We start from the raw sequence: 17122 nt of genomic DNA on the forward strand, positions 1-17122 counted from the left end.
CACCCGGCGCTCAGGGCCCCGGCGCGCTAGAACCCGGGGCCGCGGGCCCGTTTATACGCCGCCCCGCATCTGATCCACCAGGTAGCGCACCACCGCGCGCAGATCGCCCCCGGCGGCCGCGGCCACCTCGTGCTGGCGCTGATACCCGGCGCCAAATTCCATCATCCACGCGATATCCTGCAACTCCTGGGCGCAACCAAGCCGGGAAGCGACCGGCGCCAGCCGCTCCACCTCGCGCGCCAGGTGCTCGGTGACCAGCTCCTCGTTGCCCGCCGCATCGGTAATGATGATCGCATCCAAACCGTAGCGTGCGGCCCGCCACTTATTCTCCTGAACATGCCACTGCGGCATGGTCGGCAGCGTCTCTCCGGCCTCGAGCCGATCCGAAAAATCCTGCACCAAGCACTGTGTCAGCGCGGCAATCGCCCCGATCTCGCGCGCGGTGGACACCCCGTCGCAGACCCGCATCTCGATCGTCCCGAGGTTCGCGGCCGGACGGATATCCCAGCGAATCTCGCTCACATCATCGATCACGCCGGTCGTCATCATGTCCCGCACGTACGCCTCATACTCTTCCCAGGTGCGGAACTGGAACGGCAGCCCGGCGGTCGGCAACTGCTGGAACATGAGCGCGCGTTGCGAGGCGTACCCGGTGTCCTCGCCCTCCCAGAACGGGCTGGACGCGGAAATCGCCTGAAAGTGCGGGAAATAGTTGAGCAGCCCGTTGAGCACCGGCATCGCCTTGTTCACATCATCCAGACCCACGTGCACGTGCACGCCCCAAATGAGCATCTGCCGGCCCCACCACTGCGTGCGGTCAATGAGCTTTTGGTAGCGCTCGGCGTTTGTCACCAACTGCGTCGCCGGCACGTCAAAGGGGTGCGAGCCCGCGGAAAACACGTCCAGGCCCATCGGATCGATAACCTCGCGCACCGCGTTCATCGCCTCGGTCAGTTGTCCGGTCGCCTCCGAGACGGTGTGACACACCCCGGTCACCAGCTCCACGGTGTTGAGCAGAAGCTCCTTTTTGACCCACGGGTGCGCTGGATCTTCATGGATTTCCGGGAACTTCGCCTCGATGCCGGCCAACACCTGGTGCGCGGCGGGGACCAGCTCGCCGGACTCGCGATCAACGAGCGCCAACTCCCACTCGATTCCGAGTGTTGACTGTTCGGACGTGGCAAACGGCAATGACAATAGTCCTCCCAGGGTTTCGCGCTACCTTCCAATCTTAGTGGCACGCGCCCGGCCGCGTTGGTTCGAGTTACCAGCCCGCGTAACCTGGCAGTAGATGAAGCGAATATTTCCCACAGATGTACGACGACGTGTCCCCGACTCCCGCACGCGCCTCACCGGCGCCCTTCTCGCCATATTGCTGGTGGTGCTGTGCGCATGCACGCCCGCCGCTCCGCCTTCCAGTTCGAGTGAAACCATGACTTCTAGCACTTCCACGCCCACCTCCGCTTCGCTCAGTTGGGGTCCCAGCCAGCGCAATGCCGACGAGGCGGCGCAAGCCGTCGCCGAAATGAGCACCGAGCAGAAGATCGGCCAGGTGCTGGTGCCGTTCTATTCCGGTGAGGACCCGGCTCCAGAGGTTCAAGCCATTGGCGAGCTCGGTCTGGCCGGGAGCATTGTGATGGGGGACAACGTGCCGGTGGGCGCCAACGGGCTCCCGGATGTGGCTGCCGTCAAGGGCGTGACGGGCGCGCTCGCCGACGCGGCCGTGTCTGCCCGCACCGAGATCAACCCGGATTGGGACTGGCCGGCCATTATTTCGGTGGATCAAGAGGGCGGGATCGTGGCCCGGTTGCGTGATCCGGTGACCGAGTGGCCCGCTCCGATGAGCTACGGTGCCGCCGGTGATACGGAGCTCACGCAGAAGGCGTATTCCACGTTGGGCTCGGAACTGAAGGCCATGGGGTTCACCATGGATCATGCCGCCAGCGTCGACACCACCATTGGCCCAGAGGATCCGACGATCGGCTCCCGCTCTTTTGGTTCCGACCCCGAGATGGTGTCCGAGCAAGGGATCGCGGCGTGGAAAGGACTGTGGGAATCCGGGATCATCCCGGACGCAAAACACTTTCCGGGGCATGGTTCGGTCACGACCGACTCGCACCTGGGCCTGCCGGTGCAGGACGCCTCGGTGGAACAGTTGCAAGCGCGCGACTGGAAGCCGTTCCGGGCCGCCATCGACTCCGGGATTCCGGTGGTCATGATGGGGCACATTGCGGTCCCGGCTCTAGAGGATGGGGTTGCGTCCAGTGTGTCGGCGCCGAGCTATCAGGCGCTGCGCGACCTCGGTTTTGAGGGAGTGGTGATTACCGACGCGCTCAACATGGCGGCCGTGGACCAGGCGTTCCCGGACGGGCAGGCCGCGGTCAAGGCACTTGCCTCGGGGGCGGATCTTTTGCTCATGCCCACCGACGTGTACCAAGCACAGGCGGCGCTGATGGCGGCACTTGGCGACGGCACTGTCCGGATGTCGCGGTTGGATGAGGCGGCAACTCGTGTCATCACCCTCATGAAGTGGTACCAGGACACGAACGCGCCGACCCCGGACCTCTCGACGGTCGGTTCACCGGACAATCAGGCCGTCGCGGCCGAGGTCTCGGAAAAGGCGCTCACAGTGGTGGAGGGCCCGTGTCAAGCGGAACCCGTGTCAAGCGTACGGGTTGTTGGCGGGTCACCGGCCGACCAAGAACGGGTGAGCCGGGCGCTCGCCGATGCCGGGATTGCCACTGGCGCCGGGCCCGTTGTGGCACTGAGCGCCGACGGGTCGACGCCTCCTGCGGATATTGCCGTGACGGTGGATGCCCCCTGGGCGCTTGCCACATGGCAGGCGGACACCAAGATCGCTCTCTTTGGTCGCGACCCGGGCGCGTATACCGCGTTGGCCAAGTACCTCGCTGGAAGTCTCGCGGCATCCGGGAAGCTGCCGGTCGCCGTCGAACCTTATGCTCTGGGGGCAAGCTGCCGGTAGTTCATAATGGGGGAATGCCCATTTTGAACAAAGACATGACGCTGTGCATCTCGTTGTCCGCACGGCCGAGCAACAACGGCACGCGGTTTCACAATTATTTGTACGATGCGCTGGGCTTGAATTATGTCTATAAGGCGTTTGCGCCGACGGACCTGGGGCAGGCGATCGCCGGGGTGCGCGGGCTCGGGATTCGCGGCTGCGCGGTGTCGATGCCGTACAAAGAAGATGTCATTGCGCTGGTGGATGAGATGGATGCCTCGGCGCTCGCCATCGATTCGGTCAACACGGTGGTCAACACCGATGGTGTGTTGCGTGCATACAACACGGACTATGTCGCCGTGGAGCGGTTGCTGCGCGAGAACGCGGTGCCGGCGTCGTCGCGGGTGCTTGTACAGGGGGCCGGCGGGATGGCGAAGGCCGTGGTGGCGGCGCTGCGGAACAACGGCTTTGACGCGGTGACGGTGCTCGCGCGCAACGCGGGCCGGGGTGCGGCGCTGGCGGAGAAGTACGGGTTTGAGCATGTGACGAGCGTGCCGGAAGGTGCCACGTATGACGTGCTGATAAACGTCACGCCGCTCGGTATGGCTGGGGATGCGGCGGACGTGGTGGCGTTTGACGACTCGCTCATTGCGGGGGCCGCCGTGGTGTTTGATGTGGTCGCGATGCCGGCGCGGACGCCGCTGATTCGGCGGGCGCGCGAGCTTGGCAAGACGGTCATCACCGGGGACCAGGTGGCGGCAATACAGGCCGAAGAGCAGTTTGTGCTCTACACCGGGGTGCGGCCCGCTCGGGAGCTGGTGGCGGAGGCCGCGGCGTTTTCCCGCGCGCAGTGATTTTTCTGTGGCAGTTTTGCGGGGAGTGCTGCCACATAATCGATTATGTGGCAGCAGTGGCCCGGAAAGTGTCACGGAAACTTTCCACCGTGGATGCGTTTCAGTGCCGCCTCGACTAGTGCGATGAACTCTTGCGGGCGGTGAACCACCTGATCATAGGTGACCCGTAGCGTGGGAACCCCGTGGAGCACGGACATGTTGTTGCGACGCCGATCCTCTTGGTACCCCTGGGGTGTGTCATGGGACTCGCGCCCGTCAAACTCAATGCCGAGCACCCCGTCAACGAGCCCGTCGATATGGCCCCAACGCTCAAAGTACCGCTGGATTTGAATAATGTGTCCCGCCTTGACCAAGTGGTAGCGGCCCACAGTCTCCAGGAGCGACATGCTCCCCGGCTGAAGCATGTCCACGATGGCGCGTTCGGCCACGAAGTGTGCGCTCGCCGCGCGAACCTCCGCCAAGCTGACTTGCTTCAGGACGACCGCGGACTCGGCAATGACGAGCGCCTCGACTTCGCTCAGACAATGCATGGCGTGCAGGATGACATCGAGGGTTCGGTTGTCGGTGCGGCGGCGGTGCGAAATGAGCCGGGGCCGATCACGCGCCTGGAGCACAGCATCGCGTAGGGGCATGCGCCGGTAACTCACGTGAAATTCGTCGCGATGCGGGTCAAGAACCCACAGCTTCAAGGACCTGGCGGCGGTCACACACGTGACATCAATTCCTTGGGCGCGTAACTGCGCCCAGTGCGCGGCGATGGCGGGGCGCTGCACCACGCCGCGCTGCAGCTTGACCAGTTCACCGCTGGCCATGAGTTCGTTCACCGTCCGCTGGGGGATTCCCGCACGGGCAATCTCCACCAGGCGCGCCGCACCAAACCGTTCGTTCAAGAGCCGTTGCAGATCGGGGTGCATTCGTTGAGTATTTCGGACCGGGAGCGCGCGCGACAGCGGCTCGGTGCAATCTGTGGATAACTTTATGTGGCAGTTTCCCGGCGTGTGCTGCCACATAATCGATTACGTGGCAGCAACGGCACCGAAAGTGCCACGCAATCCGCGCATTGACACGCGCCCACACATTCGGAAGAGTGGACACGAAACAAACATCCGATCTTTCGCGAGGTTCTAGCGTGCCCAGCAAGCCCATCCCCGTCCCCAGCCAACAACAACTCGAATGGCAAGACGACCAGTTCGGGATCTTCTTCCATTTCGGCATCAACACCTTCCATGCCGCCGAGTGGAGCGACGGCACTCTCCCCGCCGAGTCCTTCAACCCGGTCGACTTCGATCCGGACCAGTGGGCGAAAACGGCGGCAGATCTGGGCGCCAAATACGTCGTCCTGACCGCCAAACATCATGACGGCTTTTGCCTCTGGCCCACCGCCACCACCAAGTACTCGCTCGCGTCCTCGCCGTTTCAAGACGGCCAGGGCGACATTGTCCGCGACCTCGGCAACGCGGTTCGGAAGCACGGCCTCAAGTTCGGGCTCTACCTCTCGCCGTGGGACCGCAACGCCCCGCAGTACCCGGACAAGGACGCCTATGACGATTTCTATGCCGCCCAACTCACCGAACTGTGCAGCAATTACGGCGAGTTGAGCGAACTCTGGTTTGACGGCGCCGGCAGTCAAGGCCGCGAATACGACTGGGAACGCATCGCCGGAATCATCGACGAACTCCAGCCCAATGCCGTCGTGTTCAACATGGGCCGCCCGACCATCCGCTGGGTCGGCAATGAGGACGGTCTCGCCGCAGATCCGTGCGAATACGTGGTCGCACAAACCAAACTCGAGCAGTACACCACGGACTCGGTCGATCTCCAGGACGCCTACTACCTCCCGCCGGAGTGCGACGTCTCCATACGCCGCGGCTGGTTCTGGGCCGAGAGCGATGAACCCAAAACCGTCGATCACTTGACCGCGATCTACTACCGCTCAATTGGCCTCGGCGCGAACCTGCTACTCAACATCCCACCAAATAGCCGCGGGCTCGTCGGCGAGGACGACCTCCAGGTGCTCGCCGGGTTCCGCGAGGAGCTCGAGGCCCGTTTCTCCCACCCCATCGAAGCGTCAGTCACCTCCAACGAGGACGGCAGCTGGGCCATCACCTTCGCCGAACCGACGGAGATCGACCAACTGGAGCTCTCCGAAATCCTCACCGACGGCCAGCGCGTCACAGGCCACCGCGTCCTGGACGGCGAGGACGTGATCGCCGAAGGCTTCACGATCGGCAACCAGCGCGTGCACAACTTCGCCCCGCGCACTGTGAGCACACTGCGCGTGGACATCGAGGGCGAAGGCGCCGCACCCCGCTACGCGCGCGGGTTCCGCACCGGACGCACGGTCCCCGAGGTGCCAGCCGGCCTTGAGGCGACCACGGACGCACCGGAGGCGGTTGGCGCGCCTTAGTTTTTCTGAGGTTCGACGACGAGTGCGAACCTTCCAGCCTTCAACCGCGTGAGAATCAGGGTCGCCTGGTTCCGCGCGGTTTTTGGCGTACCGGCAAGGAGGATCTTGCGTAGTTCTTCCGGTGTCACGTCAATGCCGCGTTTCTTGATCTCCAGAACGCCGATGTTATTGGCCTTGACCCAGGATTTCAGCTTCTTGACGTTATACGGCATCACGTCCACGACCTTGAATCCGCGGGCAAACGGCGTATCTGTGTAAGAGTCCGCGCTGAAGTAGGCAATGTGCTCATCCAACGTCCAGCCGCCAACTTTCTCGGCCGCGTCGGCAATGAGTTCGGCGCGAATGACGGCGCCGTCCGGCTCATAAATATACTCACCGAGTTCGCCGATCTCCGGCTCGGTGCTCCCGAAATCCGTGCTGGAGGCCAGTTCGGCGCGGGCGCCCTGGGCAATCACCAGAGCAGAGCGGCGCACCGGATCCGCGGCGTGCCTCCGGGACACCGCGCCCCACCACAGGGTCGCCTCCACCACCGAACCATCCACGCTCAACCACTGCACCTCGGCGGACTCGGGGACCGAGTCGCGCGGAACTCCCGGTCCCATTTTTACGCCGGTAGCGTGAGCCGAGTCCGCGACCTGCTCCACAAAACTCAATGGCGGCGAGAACGCCTGAGGATCAAAAATCCGCGTGGTTCCCGAAGTATTACTGTTGCGCCGAGCGGGATCCAGCCACACGCCGTCGTACTTCTGCCAATCCGTGTCCTCGGCAAGCGCGTGGATCACGCGCGCATTCGGGAAGGGCGTCAGATTCATGGTGGCAACCGCGGCGGTGATCTCATCCGCGTCAACCGCCGTGACGTCCATTCCTGCGGACGCGAACGCGAGCGAATCGGCGCCGATCCCGGAGCCTAAATCGATGATGTTCTGGATGCCGGCGTCGCTAAAGCGCTGAGCGTGGAGTCCGGCCACGAGCAGGCGGGTGGCTTGTTCCAGGCCGTCGGGAGTGAAGAGCAGCTGGTCGGCAAAGGGGCCGAACTTGGCGCGGGCGCGCATGCGCAACTTGGACTGGGACAGCAGCGCGGAGACGAGTTCGGGGGAGTGCCCGTCCTTGCGGAGGCTGCTTGCCACGCTGAGCGCCTCCGACTCCAGGTACGGCGGCATCTGCGCGAGCAATTCCCACCCCTGTGGGGTCAAGAGCGGATCGATCTGTTCGGCGGACATGGGTCCAGCCTAGGACAGCATTTCGCTATTAGCACTCGGGTTGCGCGAGTGCTAAAGCGCGCCTAGAGTCGAATTAGCACTCTCAGAGTGGGCGTGCTAAAAACTTGCCCTCGAATGTCGGCACCGCGACGGCGGCATCCAGGGCGCGAAAACCAATAACTCTTATATAAGGAGAGCGAAGAGTGTCGATCTCGATCAAGCCTCTTGAGGATCGTATTGTTGTTCGCCCGTTGGAAGCCGAGCAGACCACCGCGTCTGGTTTGGTTATTCCGGACACGGCCAAGGAAAAGCCCCAGGAGGGCGAAGTTGTTGCGGTGGGCCCCGGTCGCGTAGACGACAACGGCAACCGCGTCCCCGTCGATGTGGCTGAAGGTGACGTTGTCATCTACTCCAAGTACGGCGGAACCGAAATCAAGACCGGCGGCGAGGAGTACTTGGTACTTTCCGCTCGCGACGTTCTTGCCATCATCGAAAAGTAGCTCATGGCTAAGCAACTGGAATTTGACGAGGCAGCTCGTCGCAAGCTGGAAGCTGGCGTGGATAAGCTCGCCGATACCGTCAAGGTGACGTTGGGCCCCAAGGGACGCAACGTTGTTTTGGACAAGAAGTGGGGCGCGCCCACCATCACCAACGATGGTGTGACGATTGCCCGCGAGGTTGAGCTGGAAGACCCGTATGAGAACCTTGGCGCGCAGTTGGCCAAGGAAGTTGCCACCAAGACCAATGATGTTGCCGGCGACGGCACCACCACGGCAACCGTGTTGGCGCAGGCGCTCGTGAAGGAGGGGCTGCGCAACGTTGCCGCAGGGGCCGCTCCGGGTGCGCTGAAGAAGGGCATCGACACCGCTGTTGAAGCCGTGTCCAAGCGCCTGTTGGACAATGCCCGTGAGGTTGAGGGCCAGCAGGTCGCCAACGTTGCCGCCATTTCCGCGCAGGATCAGGAAATTGGCGAGCTCATTGCCAAGGCGTTTGAGAAGGTCGGCAAGGATGGTGTGATCACCATCGAAGAGTCCTCCACCACGCAAACCGAGCTGGATGTCACCGAAGGCATGCAGTTCGACAAGGGTTACTTGAGCCCGTACTTTGTGACCGATCCGGAGCGTCAGGAAGCAATTCTTGAGGACGCCTACATTTTGGTGAACTCCGGGAAGATCTCCACCGTGGCCGAGCTGTTGCCGCTGCTGGAAAAGGTCGCCGCGGAGTCCAAGCCGTTCTTGATCATTGCCGAGGACGTGGATGGCGAAGCGCTCTCCACCCTGGTAGTGAACAAGATCCGCGGACTGCTGAATGTGGTTGCCGTCAAGGCTCCCGGTTTCGGCGATCGCCGCAAGGCCATGCTGCAGGATATTGCCACCCTGACCGGTGCGCAGGTTGTCTCCGCTGACCTCGGTTTGAAGCTGGATCAGGTTGGTCTCGAGGTGCTCGGCTCTGCACGTCGCGTCACGGTCACCAAGGACACCACCACGATTGTGGACGGTGCCGGGGAAGCCGCCGACGTTGAAGGTCGCGTTGCCCAGATCCGTGCCGAAATTGAGAACACCGACTCCGACTGGGATCGCGAGAAGCTCCAAGAGCGCCTTGCGAAGCTCGCCGGTGGCGTAGGTGTTATCAAGGTGGGCGCTGCCACCGAGGTTGAGGTCAAGGAAAAGAAGCACCGCATTGAGGACGCCGTGTCCTCCACGCGTGCCGCGCTGGAAGAGGGCATTGTCCCCGGCGGCGGTTCCGCGCTGGTGCAGGCTTCCAAGGCGCTGGATACCGACGCGGACGTCACCGCGCTGGAAGGCGACGCCAAGACCGCCGTGTCCTTGGTCCGCAAGGCCCTGACTCAGCCGCTGTACTGGATCGCCACCAACGCCGGAAACGAAGGCTCCGTTGTGGTGAACAAGGTTGTTGAACTCGAAGACGGGCAGGGCTTCAACGCCCGCACCGGCGAGTACGAGGACCTAGTCGCCGCCGGTGTCATCGATCCGGTCAAGGTGACGCGTTCCGCACTGCGCAACGCCGCCTCGATTGCCGGTTTGGTGCTCACCACTGAAGCGGTGGTCACCGAAAAGCCGGAAGAGGACGACGACGAGAAGTAGTCGCGAACTTCCGTGAGCGTGAACTCGCGTTTACGCTCACGGAAGTTCCACGGTGAGTGTTAACCCGGGTTAGCGCTCACGGAAGTTTTAAACCAAGAACCCCGCGCCCGTCATGGCGTGGGGTTCTTGGCTTAAGCGGTGTGCGCGGCGCCCGTTCCACGCCGCGCACACCAGGTCTATGGGGTTGTCGGTGTGGGCGTGGGCTCGGCTGGAGTTTCGGTCGCGGTGTGCGGGGCCGGGCTCGCCGGGTACTCCGAGGGTTGCGGCGGAACCTCGTGGGCCACGCTTCCTTCGGGCGAGACGCCCGAAGGATCCAGACCGTAAACCTGCGGTTGTGGGAACGAGGGCGTCCGTAGTTGGTCCTTGGCGTAACCAAAAACACCGTTGATGTTCGCGGGTGAAACGCCGTCTGGCACGATGCGTTGCGGGAACACGTTGTACGCCGTTTGACCGTTGGAAAGTAGGTCTGGCGCACCATTGATGGGGATGCCCGATTCGCCGACAATGGGCCCGTAGTAATTCTGCTCCGGTGGACGCGCGGCACCAAGATTGAGCGGGTTACCGTTCTGGTCAAAGAGTTGCACCTGGGGGATGGGCTTTCCCTCGACGTCATAGGCGAAGACGTTCGTGAGCGGCACGCCGTTGTTGAGGAGTTCCGGATTGGATAGGTCGGTTGAAGAGTTTGCGCCGCCGTATTGAGTGCCGTCGGGTCCATAGGTAGCAGCAATGAGACTCGCCGGAATGAGCAGCACGAGTCCCAGAACGGCACCCGCCGCGCTCACAACCCCAACGGCACGCTCCCACCGTCTACGTCGGAGGTCGTTCCTAGCACGGGCATCTTGCCAGAGCCCCCACGCAAGACTTACGGCAAGGAAAGCAAGCAGCAACGCCCAGTGCATCCCGCGCTGGGGCAAAGGAAGCATGTTGAAATCGACCCACGCAAAGAGACAGACGGCAAGGAGGTAGATCCCGTACCCGCGCAGAATCCACCACAGCGGCGCGAGTCGCTTCAGCACCGGCGTGGCGGCTCGGAACGCGGCCGATTCCTCGATCTTGGCGACAATGGGAGCTACCCGATCCTTGAACCGAATTCGAGTGTCTTCCTTCGCGCCGAGCCCCGCGGACTCCCGCAATTCCGCGGCATAGGCGCTCGCCGATGAGGGCAGTGCACCGGAGTCTGCGAGCATTTCGCCCAGATTGTCTTCCAGGTCCTCGGTGAGCTCTTCGATTTGCTCGGGTTTAAGGTCGCCGAGGTGTGTACGGACCGCACGCGCGAACTCCTCGACTCCGTCCGGCTGAGTATTGGTTGTTCCCGGTGCCGTGCTGCTCATGATTTACCTGCCCTGGGTTGCTTGGCCGTGGTGGGATTCGGTGTGGCCGTTTCGGAAAGAAGCTTGTTCATGGTCGCGGAAAACTCGCGCCAGGAGTCGCGCTGCTCCTTGAGCGAACGCCTGCCCTGTTCATTGACTCCGTAGTATTTGCGGTGCGGACCGTCATCGGAAGGGACCACATAGGTTGTCAGCGACCCTGCCGCGTACAGGCGCCGAAGCGTTCCGTACACCGACGCGTCGCCAACTTGCTCGAGGCCCGCAGCGCGTAAGCGGCGCACCACGTCATAGCCGTACCCGTCCTCTTGATCGAGGACCGCGAGCACCGCGACGTCTAAAACGCCCTTCAGTAATTGCGTTGTGTCCATGGCCGACCCTTCTTCAATGCCTTAAAAACAAGCTACTCCGTAATACGTACTAGTGTCTAGTGTGGGCTACGGCGTGTTGAGTGCCAGAATCGCCAAGTGGGGGATTGGGTGACGAGCCGGTAAACTTAATGGGTCTGTTTATCGAAAGGTTCAGCGTGTCCTCCACGCCAGTTGCAACTGCACCTCGCGGTAAGAAGATAACCACAGCGAAAACGGCGTACCGTCCAGAAATTCAGGGCTTGCGTGCATTAGCGGTTTTATTGGTTGTGGTCTACCACGTATGGCTGGGCCGAGTATCCGGTGGCGTGGATATCTTCCTGCTCATTTCAGCGTTCTTGATGACGGCCTCGTTTGTGCGCAAGGTCGAGTCGGAGCGCCCGCTTGAGTTGCTCAAATATTGGGCCAATGTGTTGCGGCGGCTGCTTCCCGCGGCGAGCGTGGTTCTCGTTGCGGTGCTGATCGGCTCCTACTTCATCCTCCCCTCGGTGCGTTGGCCGGAAATTTTCTCGCAGACCTGGGCGAGCCTGTTCTACCGGCAAAACTGGGAGCTGGCCAACCAAGCCATTGATTACCAGGCCGCAAGTTTCGATACCGCGAGCCCGCTGCAGCATTTCTGGTCGCTGTCGATACAGGGCCAAGTGTTTTTACTGTGGCCCCTGCTCTTTGCCTTGGGCGCATTGGCGACCAAAATTTTGCGCATCAAGTACCGCACGGTCATGGTACTGGCGTTCGGAACGGTATTCACGTCGTCGTTCATCTACTCTGTGGTGACCACCGCGGCAAACCAGCCATACGCGTATTTCGATACCCGCGCCCGGCTCTGGGAATTCGCCTTCGGCTCGCTGCTCGCGTTGCTGCTGCCGTATCTGACGCTGCCGCGGGTGTTGCGCGTTGTTGCCGGGTGGGCCGGGCTCGTGATCATGTTCGGTACCGGGTTGGTGCTGACCGTGGAGAACCAGTTCCCCGGTTATGTGGCGCTGCTGCCGCTCATTGCTGCGGCTCTCATCCTTGCCGCCGGCCAGACCGAGAGCAGATGGGGTGCTGACCGTGTGCTCAGCGCCAAGCCGCTCGTGGGGCTCGGCGGAAGTTCCTACGCGCTTTACCTCTGGCATTGGCCGCTCCTCATTTTCTGGATGGCGCTGACCGAAACCGAATCCGTGTCCCTGGTGGCCGGAGGTGTGATCATTGCGGTGTCGCTGGTGCTGGCGCAAGTGACGACCCGCGTACTTGAGACGCCGCTGCGCACCTGGAAGTGGCCCTCGCACAAGGTGCGGCGCACCCTGCTCGTGGCCGGGGCCCTGGTGCTGCTGGTTGCCGCACCGCTGACCGGATGGCAAACCCAAGTGATGGCGCAAGAAACCAAGGCGCAAACGCAGACCGTCGAGGACAATCCGGGTGCGGCCACCTTGCGTCCGGATTTTCAATACCAAGGGGATCCCGGGGCTGTGGTCAAGCCGCTCGCGTCCTCTGTCAACGGAGAGTGGGCGGCCGGGGACCGCGAATGCCAAGGGGCATTTGCGCCGGGCCTGGACCCGCGCATTCCGGACTGCCTGCAGGTGGGGGACCCGTCCACCGCGGATAAGAACATTCTGGTCATCGGCAATTCGCACATGCAGCAGTGGTATGGGGCTTTTGTGCCGCTCGCGCAGAAGAACAATTGGTCGGTCGCGGGGCTGATCAAGTTCGGTTGCCGCTATGGCGGATACGCGGATGAATTCGGGCAAGAATGCAATGACTTTATCGACGGGGCGCGTGAAGCGGCTCTGACTATCAAGCCGGATCTCATTGTGGTTCTCGGAACGCTGACCGAGCCCGGCGGTACCGGCGAAGTGCTCATCCCGGAGCTGGCCACGAGCCTCAAGCCGTTCACTGACTCCGGAATCGACGTGCTGGCACTGCGAGACAATCCGAGATTCACTTTCAACATGGCCGAATGCATCTCCAAATGGGGAGCGACAGCCGAGCGATGCCAGGCGGATGCCGCAGACCTCTACGCACCCGAAGACCCGCTTGACGCGCTGGCCAAAGAGTCGCCGGAGGTTGCCACGGCGGACTTGTCCGAGTTGTTCTGCCCGGGCGGAGTATGCCGAGGAGCCATTGGTAACGTGATGGTGTACATGGATGAAAACCACGTGACGAAAACCTACATGGAGTCCTTGGCTCCGCAACTAGAGCAAGCAGTGCTGGGGGCAACTGACTGGAAAGTGACCCCGCAGGGCTAGTATGGCAACCTCACTCACCTCGACCCGGCCGGCAACAGGCCAGGTCCCTGTCCCCGCCATCGCAAATTATCGTCCGGAAATCGAGGGCCTGCGCGCGGTCGCGGTCTTCCTGGTGGTGATTTACCACATTTGGTTGGGCCGGATTTCCGGCGGCGTGGATATCTTCCTGCTGATTTCCACTTTCCTGATGACCTTGCAATTTGGGCGGATGTTTGACTCCGGCAGGTCATTCAACCTCTTGCGCCGCTATGTGCACACGTTTAAGCGGTTGCTGCCCGCGGCCGTGATCGTGTTGCTGGCAACGTTGATCGGTACCTACTTTTTTGTGCCGGCCTCGCGGTGGCAGGACATTGTCGATCAGACCTGGTCCTCGCTGTTCTATTTTGAGAACTGGACCCTCGCGATCAATTCGGTGGACTACTACGCGCAGGATCACTCGCAAGCGAGCCCGTTGCAGCATTTTTGGTCGCTCTCGGTTCAGGGCCAGGTGTTCATTCTGTGGCCCATCATCTTTGGCTTGCTTTTCCTGATTGCCCGCAAACGGCGGCAACTCTATAAACCGCTTGCGTTCACGATTTTTGGGCTGATATTTGCCGCCTCGCTGATATTTTCGATTTTTGAAACCTACACCAACCAGCAATTCGCCTATTTTGATACGCGTACCCGCTTGTGGGAATTTGCCCTCGGTTCGCTCATAGCGCTGCTGATGCCCTACCTGAACCTGCCGCGGCGCTTGAGGATTGTCATGGGTTGGGTCGGCATGATGGCAATCGTATTGTGCGGAATTGTGTTGGACGTCGGCACGCAGTTTCCCGGGTATGTGGCGCTCTGGCCGCTTGCCGCCGCGGCGTTTGTGATCCTGGCCGGGCAGACGCAAAGCACCGCCGGTGTCGACTACATTTTGAGTTCCAAGGTCTGGGCGTACCTTGGCCGCAGCTCATACAGCTTGTACTTGTGGCACTGGCCCATCCTGGTCATCTACCTGACCTACTTTGACCTGGAGAGGGTGAACTTTCTCACCGGCCTGGGGATCATCGTGGTCTCGCTGATTTTGGCCTTGGCCACCACCTACCTCATTGAACGGCCGATTCGCTCTGCCAAGGGCATCGATGCCAGTACCTGGCGTTCACTCGGGGTGGCCGGGGCCTGTGTGGCGCTGGTTGCCGGACCGGCAATTTATGGTCAAATCAGCATTAACCAGCGCATATCCCAGGTGCAGGCTCAAGGAGTCGGCGACAATCCCGGCGCGCGCGTGCTCAGCGAAAACTGGATTGGCGACATCAATCCCAACGCCCTCATCAAGCCCGCCGCCGAGGAGCTGCCCAATCAATTCGCGTCGCTAGAGGGCTCGTGCACGGGCGAGTTTGCGCCCAGCGACCCGCTGCTGCAAGAGCGATGCGCCCAGACCGCGCCCTATGGTCCCGATGCCCCGGTCATTCTCTTTATTGGCGACTCGCACGCCGAACAGTGGATGCCCGCGTTCCAGACCGTCGCCGAGCAAAACCAGGCAAACCAGGTGGCCTTGCTTCTAGGCGCCTGCCCTTTCAGCGAGCCCGACGCACGCAATAGCCAACAATGCGCAGACTTCAACCAGAAGGCGAGCGAATACGCCAAGAATCTGAGCCCGGACCTCGTGGTTACCGTGGCGACAGAGGCCGCGCCCTCCAGTCCGGACGAGCGTATGGTTAGCGGCTGGGATGAGGCGGTTATTGAGCTTGCCGATAGCGGCATCCCGGTCTTGGGACTTCGCGATAACCCTCGTTATGACTTCAATATCGCCGAGTGTGCATTGACTTCCACCAATCCAACCCAGGATTGCGCACTCCCGGTCAACCAAGTTCTCGCGCCCGAACCGCCATACCAGGCCGCGCTGGATGCCGGGTACTATCCGGGCCTAGTCAGTTTCTTGGACATGACGGACCTGCTGTGTCCCAATGGGCTGTGCCAGCCGGTGATCGGCAACATGATGGTGTACCTGGATGACAACCACGTGACCAAGGATTATTCGGCGTCGATGGCCGATCAACTAGCGCGCAGATTTGCGGACCTGGACCTGCTGTGAGCCGCGTCTCACCGGAATACGGGCACGCCATAAAGGGTTCTAAACTGTAATCCAAGACCCCACAATTTTGCCCTCGAGGAGCGCCGTGAACCACAGCTTAAGCGAAGAGTCCAAAGATCCTTTCGGCTTTGTCGGCCTGACCTATGATGACGTGCTCCTCCTCCCCGGGCACACCGATGTCATTCCCTCCGATGCGGACACCACCTCCCGCATTTCCAAGCGCATCACCGTGCGCACCCCGCTCCTCTCCGCGGCCATGGACACGGTGACCGAGGCACGCATGGCCATTGCGATGGCCCGCCAAGGCGGGCTCGGGGTGATCCACCGGAACCTGTCCATAGCCGACCAGGCCGAGCAAGTCGACCGCGTCAAGCGCTCCGAATCGGGCATGATCACCAACCCGGTCACCATCGGACCGGATGCCACTTTGCGCGAGTTGGATGAATTGTGCGGCCATTACCGCGTCTCGGGTTTGCCGGTGGTGGATAACGACGGCGTGTTGCTGGGAATCGTGACCAACCGCGACACCCGCTTCGTTCCAGAAGGCGATTTCCCCACTCGCCGGGTGCACGAGGTCATGACCAAAATGCCGCTGGTGACCGGCCCGGAAGGCATCTCCCGCGAAGAGGCGAGCGATCTGTTGGCCAAGAACAAGATCGAAAAGCTGCCGTTGGTCGATGCCGCCGGGAAACTGCGCGGACTCATCACCGTCAAGGATTTCACCAAGGCCGAACAGTACCCGGACGCCACCAAGGATGACGAGGGTCGTTTGCGCGTCGGCGCGGCGATCGGCTTCTTCGGCGATGGCTGGGAACGTGCGATGACCTTGATCGACGCCGGTGTTGACGCACTATTTGTGGATACCGCGAACGGCCACAGCGCCGGGGTTTTGGACATGATTGCCCGGCTCAAGGGCGAGCCCGCGGCCGCGCACGTCGACATTATCGGCGGGCAGGCCGCTACCCAAGAGGGCGCCCAAGCGCTGGTGGATGCCGGTGCGGACGGGATCAAGGTCGGGGTCGGCCCCGGGTCGATCTGCACCACCCGCGTGGTCGCCGGTGTGGGCGTGCCGCAAGTGACCGCGATCTATGAATCCGCCAAGGCGGCGATCCCGGCGGGTGTCCCGGTTATTGCCGACGGCGGCCTCCAGTATTCGGGGGACATCGGCAAGGCGATTGTCGCCGGTGCCGACACCGTGATGCTGGGCTCCCTTCTGGCGGGCTCCGCCGAGGCACCCGGCGAACTCATTTTCGTCAACGGCAAGCAGTACAAGTCCTACCGTGGCATGGGCTCGCTCGGCGCGATGCAGAGCCGCGGCAAGAACACCTCCTACTCCAAGGACCGCTACTTCCAAGCGGATGTGCCCAGCGATGACAAGCTCGTCCCCGAAGGGATCGAAGGCCGGGTCGCCTATCGCGGTCCGCTCGCCTCGGTGGCCTACCAACTGGTGGGAGGGCTGCGCCAAACCATGTTCTACACCGGCGCGAACACCATCCCCGAGCTCAAGGCGAAGGGCAAGTTTGTGCGCATCACCTCGGCCGGGCTCAAAGAGTCCCACCCGCATGACATCCAAATGACGGTAGAAGCCCCCAACTACACCTCCAACTAGAAATCGACT

Annotated in this window: 13 protein-coding genes; 8 read left to right on the forward strand and 5 right to left on the reverse strand. The window is 62.1% G+C overall.

The genetic code is table 11. From position 1 onward, the window contains the following. Window positions 1-51: 51 nt before the first annotated feature. Complete coding sequence (locus O148_RS0111200) at window positions 52-1197, reverse strand: glutamate--cysteine ligase (protein ID WP_026530986.1); 1146 nt, start codon at window positions 1195-1197, stop codon at window positions 52-54. Window positions 1198-1432: 235 nt separating this feature from the next. Here O148_RS0111200 and O148_RS0111205 point away from each other — a divergent pair, with 235 nt between their 5' ends. Together O148_RS0111205 and O148_RS0111210 are read left to right on the forward strand one after the other, a co-directional pair. Beyond that, window positions 1433-2983: a glycoside hydrolase family 3 protein gene (locus tag O148_RS0111205; RefSeq protein ID WP_240470856.1), complete on the forward strand. Its 1551-nt coding sequence runs from the start codon at window positions 1433-1435 to the stop codon at window positions 2981-2983. A gap of 14 nt (window positions 2984-2997) precedes the next feature. Further along, window positions 2998-3816: a shikimate 5-dehydrogenase gene (locus O148_RS0111210; protein WP_240470857.1), complete on the forward strand. Its 819-nt coding sequence runs from the start codon at window positions 2998-3000 to the stop codon at window positions 3814-3816. 71 nt (window positions 3817-3887) lie between these two features. Here the strand turns inward: O148_RS0111210 and O148_RS0111215 are convergent, their stop codons facing one another. Further along, window positions 3888-4730 (reverse strand): type IV toxin-antitoxin system AbiEi family antitoxin domain-containing protein, encoded by an 843-nt coding sequence (locus O148_RS0111215; protein ID WP_026530989.1) that lies wholly within the window; start codon window positions 4728-4730, stop codon window positions 3888-3890. A 215-nt stretch (window positions 4731-4945) separates the two neighbouring features. Between O148_RS0111215 and O148_RS16255 the strand changes: the two genes are divergently transcribed. Then, window positions 4946-6223: an alpha-L-fucosidase gene (locus O148_RS16255; protein ID WP_035745904.1), complete on the forward strand. Its 1278-nt coding sequence runs from the start codon at window positions 4946-4948 to the stop codon at window positions 6221-6223. Here O148_RS16255 and O148_RS0111225 read toward each other — a convergent pair. Next, window positions 6220-7443, reverse strand: a complete 1224-nt coding sequence (locus O148_RS0111225; protein ID WP_026530990.1) for a class I SAM-dependent methyltransferase — start codon at window positions 7441-7443, stop codon at window positions 6220-6222. The two genes, O148_RS16255 and O148_RS0111225, sit on opposite strands and share 4 nt — an antisense overlap. 182 nt (window positions 7444-7625) lie before the next feature. Between O148_RS0111225 and groES the strand changes: the two genes are divergently transcribed. Both groES and groL read left to right on the forward strand, forming a co-directional pair. After that, window positions 7626-7922: a co-chaperone GroES gene (groES, locus tag O148_RS0111230; protein WP_026530991.1), complete on the forward strand. Its 297-nt coding sequence runs from the start codon at window positions 7626-7628 to the stop codon at window positions 7920-7922. Window positions 7923-7925: 3 nt separating this feature from the next. Then, window positions 7926-9524 (forward strand): chaperonin GroEL, encoded by a 1599-nt coding sequence (gene groL, locus O148_RS0111235; protein WP_026530992.1) that lies wholly within the window; start codon window positions 7926-7928, stop codon window positions 9522-9524. 176 nt (window positions 9525-9700) lie between these two features. On the opposite strand, the gene O148_RS0111240 is transcribed toward groL, so the two are convergent. After that, window positions 9701-10855 (reverse strand): hypothetical protein, encoded by a 1155-nt coding sequence (locus O148_RS0111240; protein ID WP_026530993.1) that lies wholly within the window; start codon window positions 10853-10855, stop codon window positions 9701-9703. Continuing rightward, complete coding sequence (locus O148_RS0111245) at window positions 10852-11220, reverse strand: PadR family transcriptional regulator (protein WP_026530994.1); 369 nt, start codon at window positions 11218-11220, stop codon at window positions 10852-10854. Before O148_RS0111245 ends, O148_RS0111240 begins: the two co-directional genes overlap by 4 nt. A 155-nt stretch (window positions 11221-11375) precedes the next feature. Here O148_RS0111245 and O148_RS0111250 point away from each other — a divergent pair, with 155 nt between their 5' ends. The 3 genes from O148_RS0111250 to guaB all read left to right on the forward strand — a co-directional run bounded on the left by O148_RS0111250 (window position 11376) and on the right by guaB (window position 17113). Then, complete coding sequence (locus tag O148_RS0111250) at window positions 11376-13442, forward strand: acyltransferase family protein (protein ID WP_026530995.1); 2067 nt, start codon at window positions 11376-11378, stop codon at window positions 13440-13442. 1 nt (window position 13443) lies between these two features. Then, entirely contained in the window at window positions 13444-15504 is a 2061-nt protein-coding gene (locus O148_RS16260) for an acyltransferase family protein (RefSeq protein ID WP_051620129.1), read from the forward strand. Window positions 15505-15589: 85 nt separating this feature from the next. Beyond that, window positions 15590-17113: an IMP dehydrogenase gene (gene guaB, locus O148_RS0111260; RefSeq protein ID WP_026530996.1), complete on the forward strand. Its 1524-nt coding sequence runs from the start codon at window positions 15590-15592 to the stop codon at window positions 17111-17113. Window positions 17114-17122: the final 9 nt, after the last annotated feature.

Origin of the sequence: Haematomicrobium sanguinis DSM 21259 (assembly GCF_000688395.1) — a bacterium.
Taxonomy (GTDB): Bacteria; Actinomycetota; Actinomycetes; order Actinomycetales; family Micrococcaceae; genus Haematomicrobium; species Haematomicrobium sanguinis.

What these genes read in the sequence shown, in the direction of transcription:
- O148_RS0111210 (WP_240470857.1), top strand. Translation starts at nt 2,998, where the DNA reads ATGCCCATTTTGAACAAAGACATGACGCTGTGCATCTCGTTGTCCGCA.
- groL (WP_026530992.1), top strand. Translation starts at nt 7,926, where the DNA reads ATGGCTAAGCAACTGGAATTTGACGAGGCAGCTCGTCGCAAGCTGGAA.
- O148_RS0111245 (WP_026530994.1), bottom strand. Translation starts at nt 11,220, where the DNA reads ATGGACACAACGCAATTACTGAAGGGCGTTTTAGACGTCGCGGTGCTC.
- O148_RS0111225 (WP_026530990.1), bottom strand. Translation starts at nt 7,443, where the DNA reads ATGTCCGCCGAACAGATCGATCCGCTCTTGACCCCACAGGGGTGGGAA.
- O148_RS0111215 (WP_026530989.1), bottom strand. Translation starts at nt 4,730, where the DNA reads ATGCACCCCGATCTGCAACGGCTCTTGAACGAACGGTTTGGTGCGGCG.
- O148_RS0111240 (WP_026530993.1), bottom strand. Translation starts at nt 10,855, where the DNA reads ATGAGCAGCACGGCACCGGGAACAACCAATACTCAGCCGGACGGAGTC.
- O148_RS16260 (WP_051620129.1), top strand. Translation starts at nt 13,444, where the DNA reads ATGGCAACCTCACTCACCTCGACCCGGCCGGCAACAGGCCAGGTCCCT.
- O148_RS0111205 (WP_240470856.1), top strand. Translation starts at nt 1,433, where the DNA reads ATGACTTCTAGCACTTCCACGCCCACCTCCGCTTCGCTCAGTTGGGGT.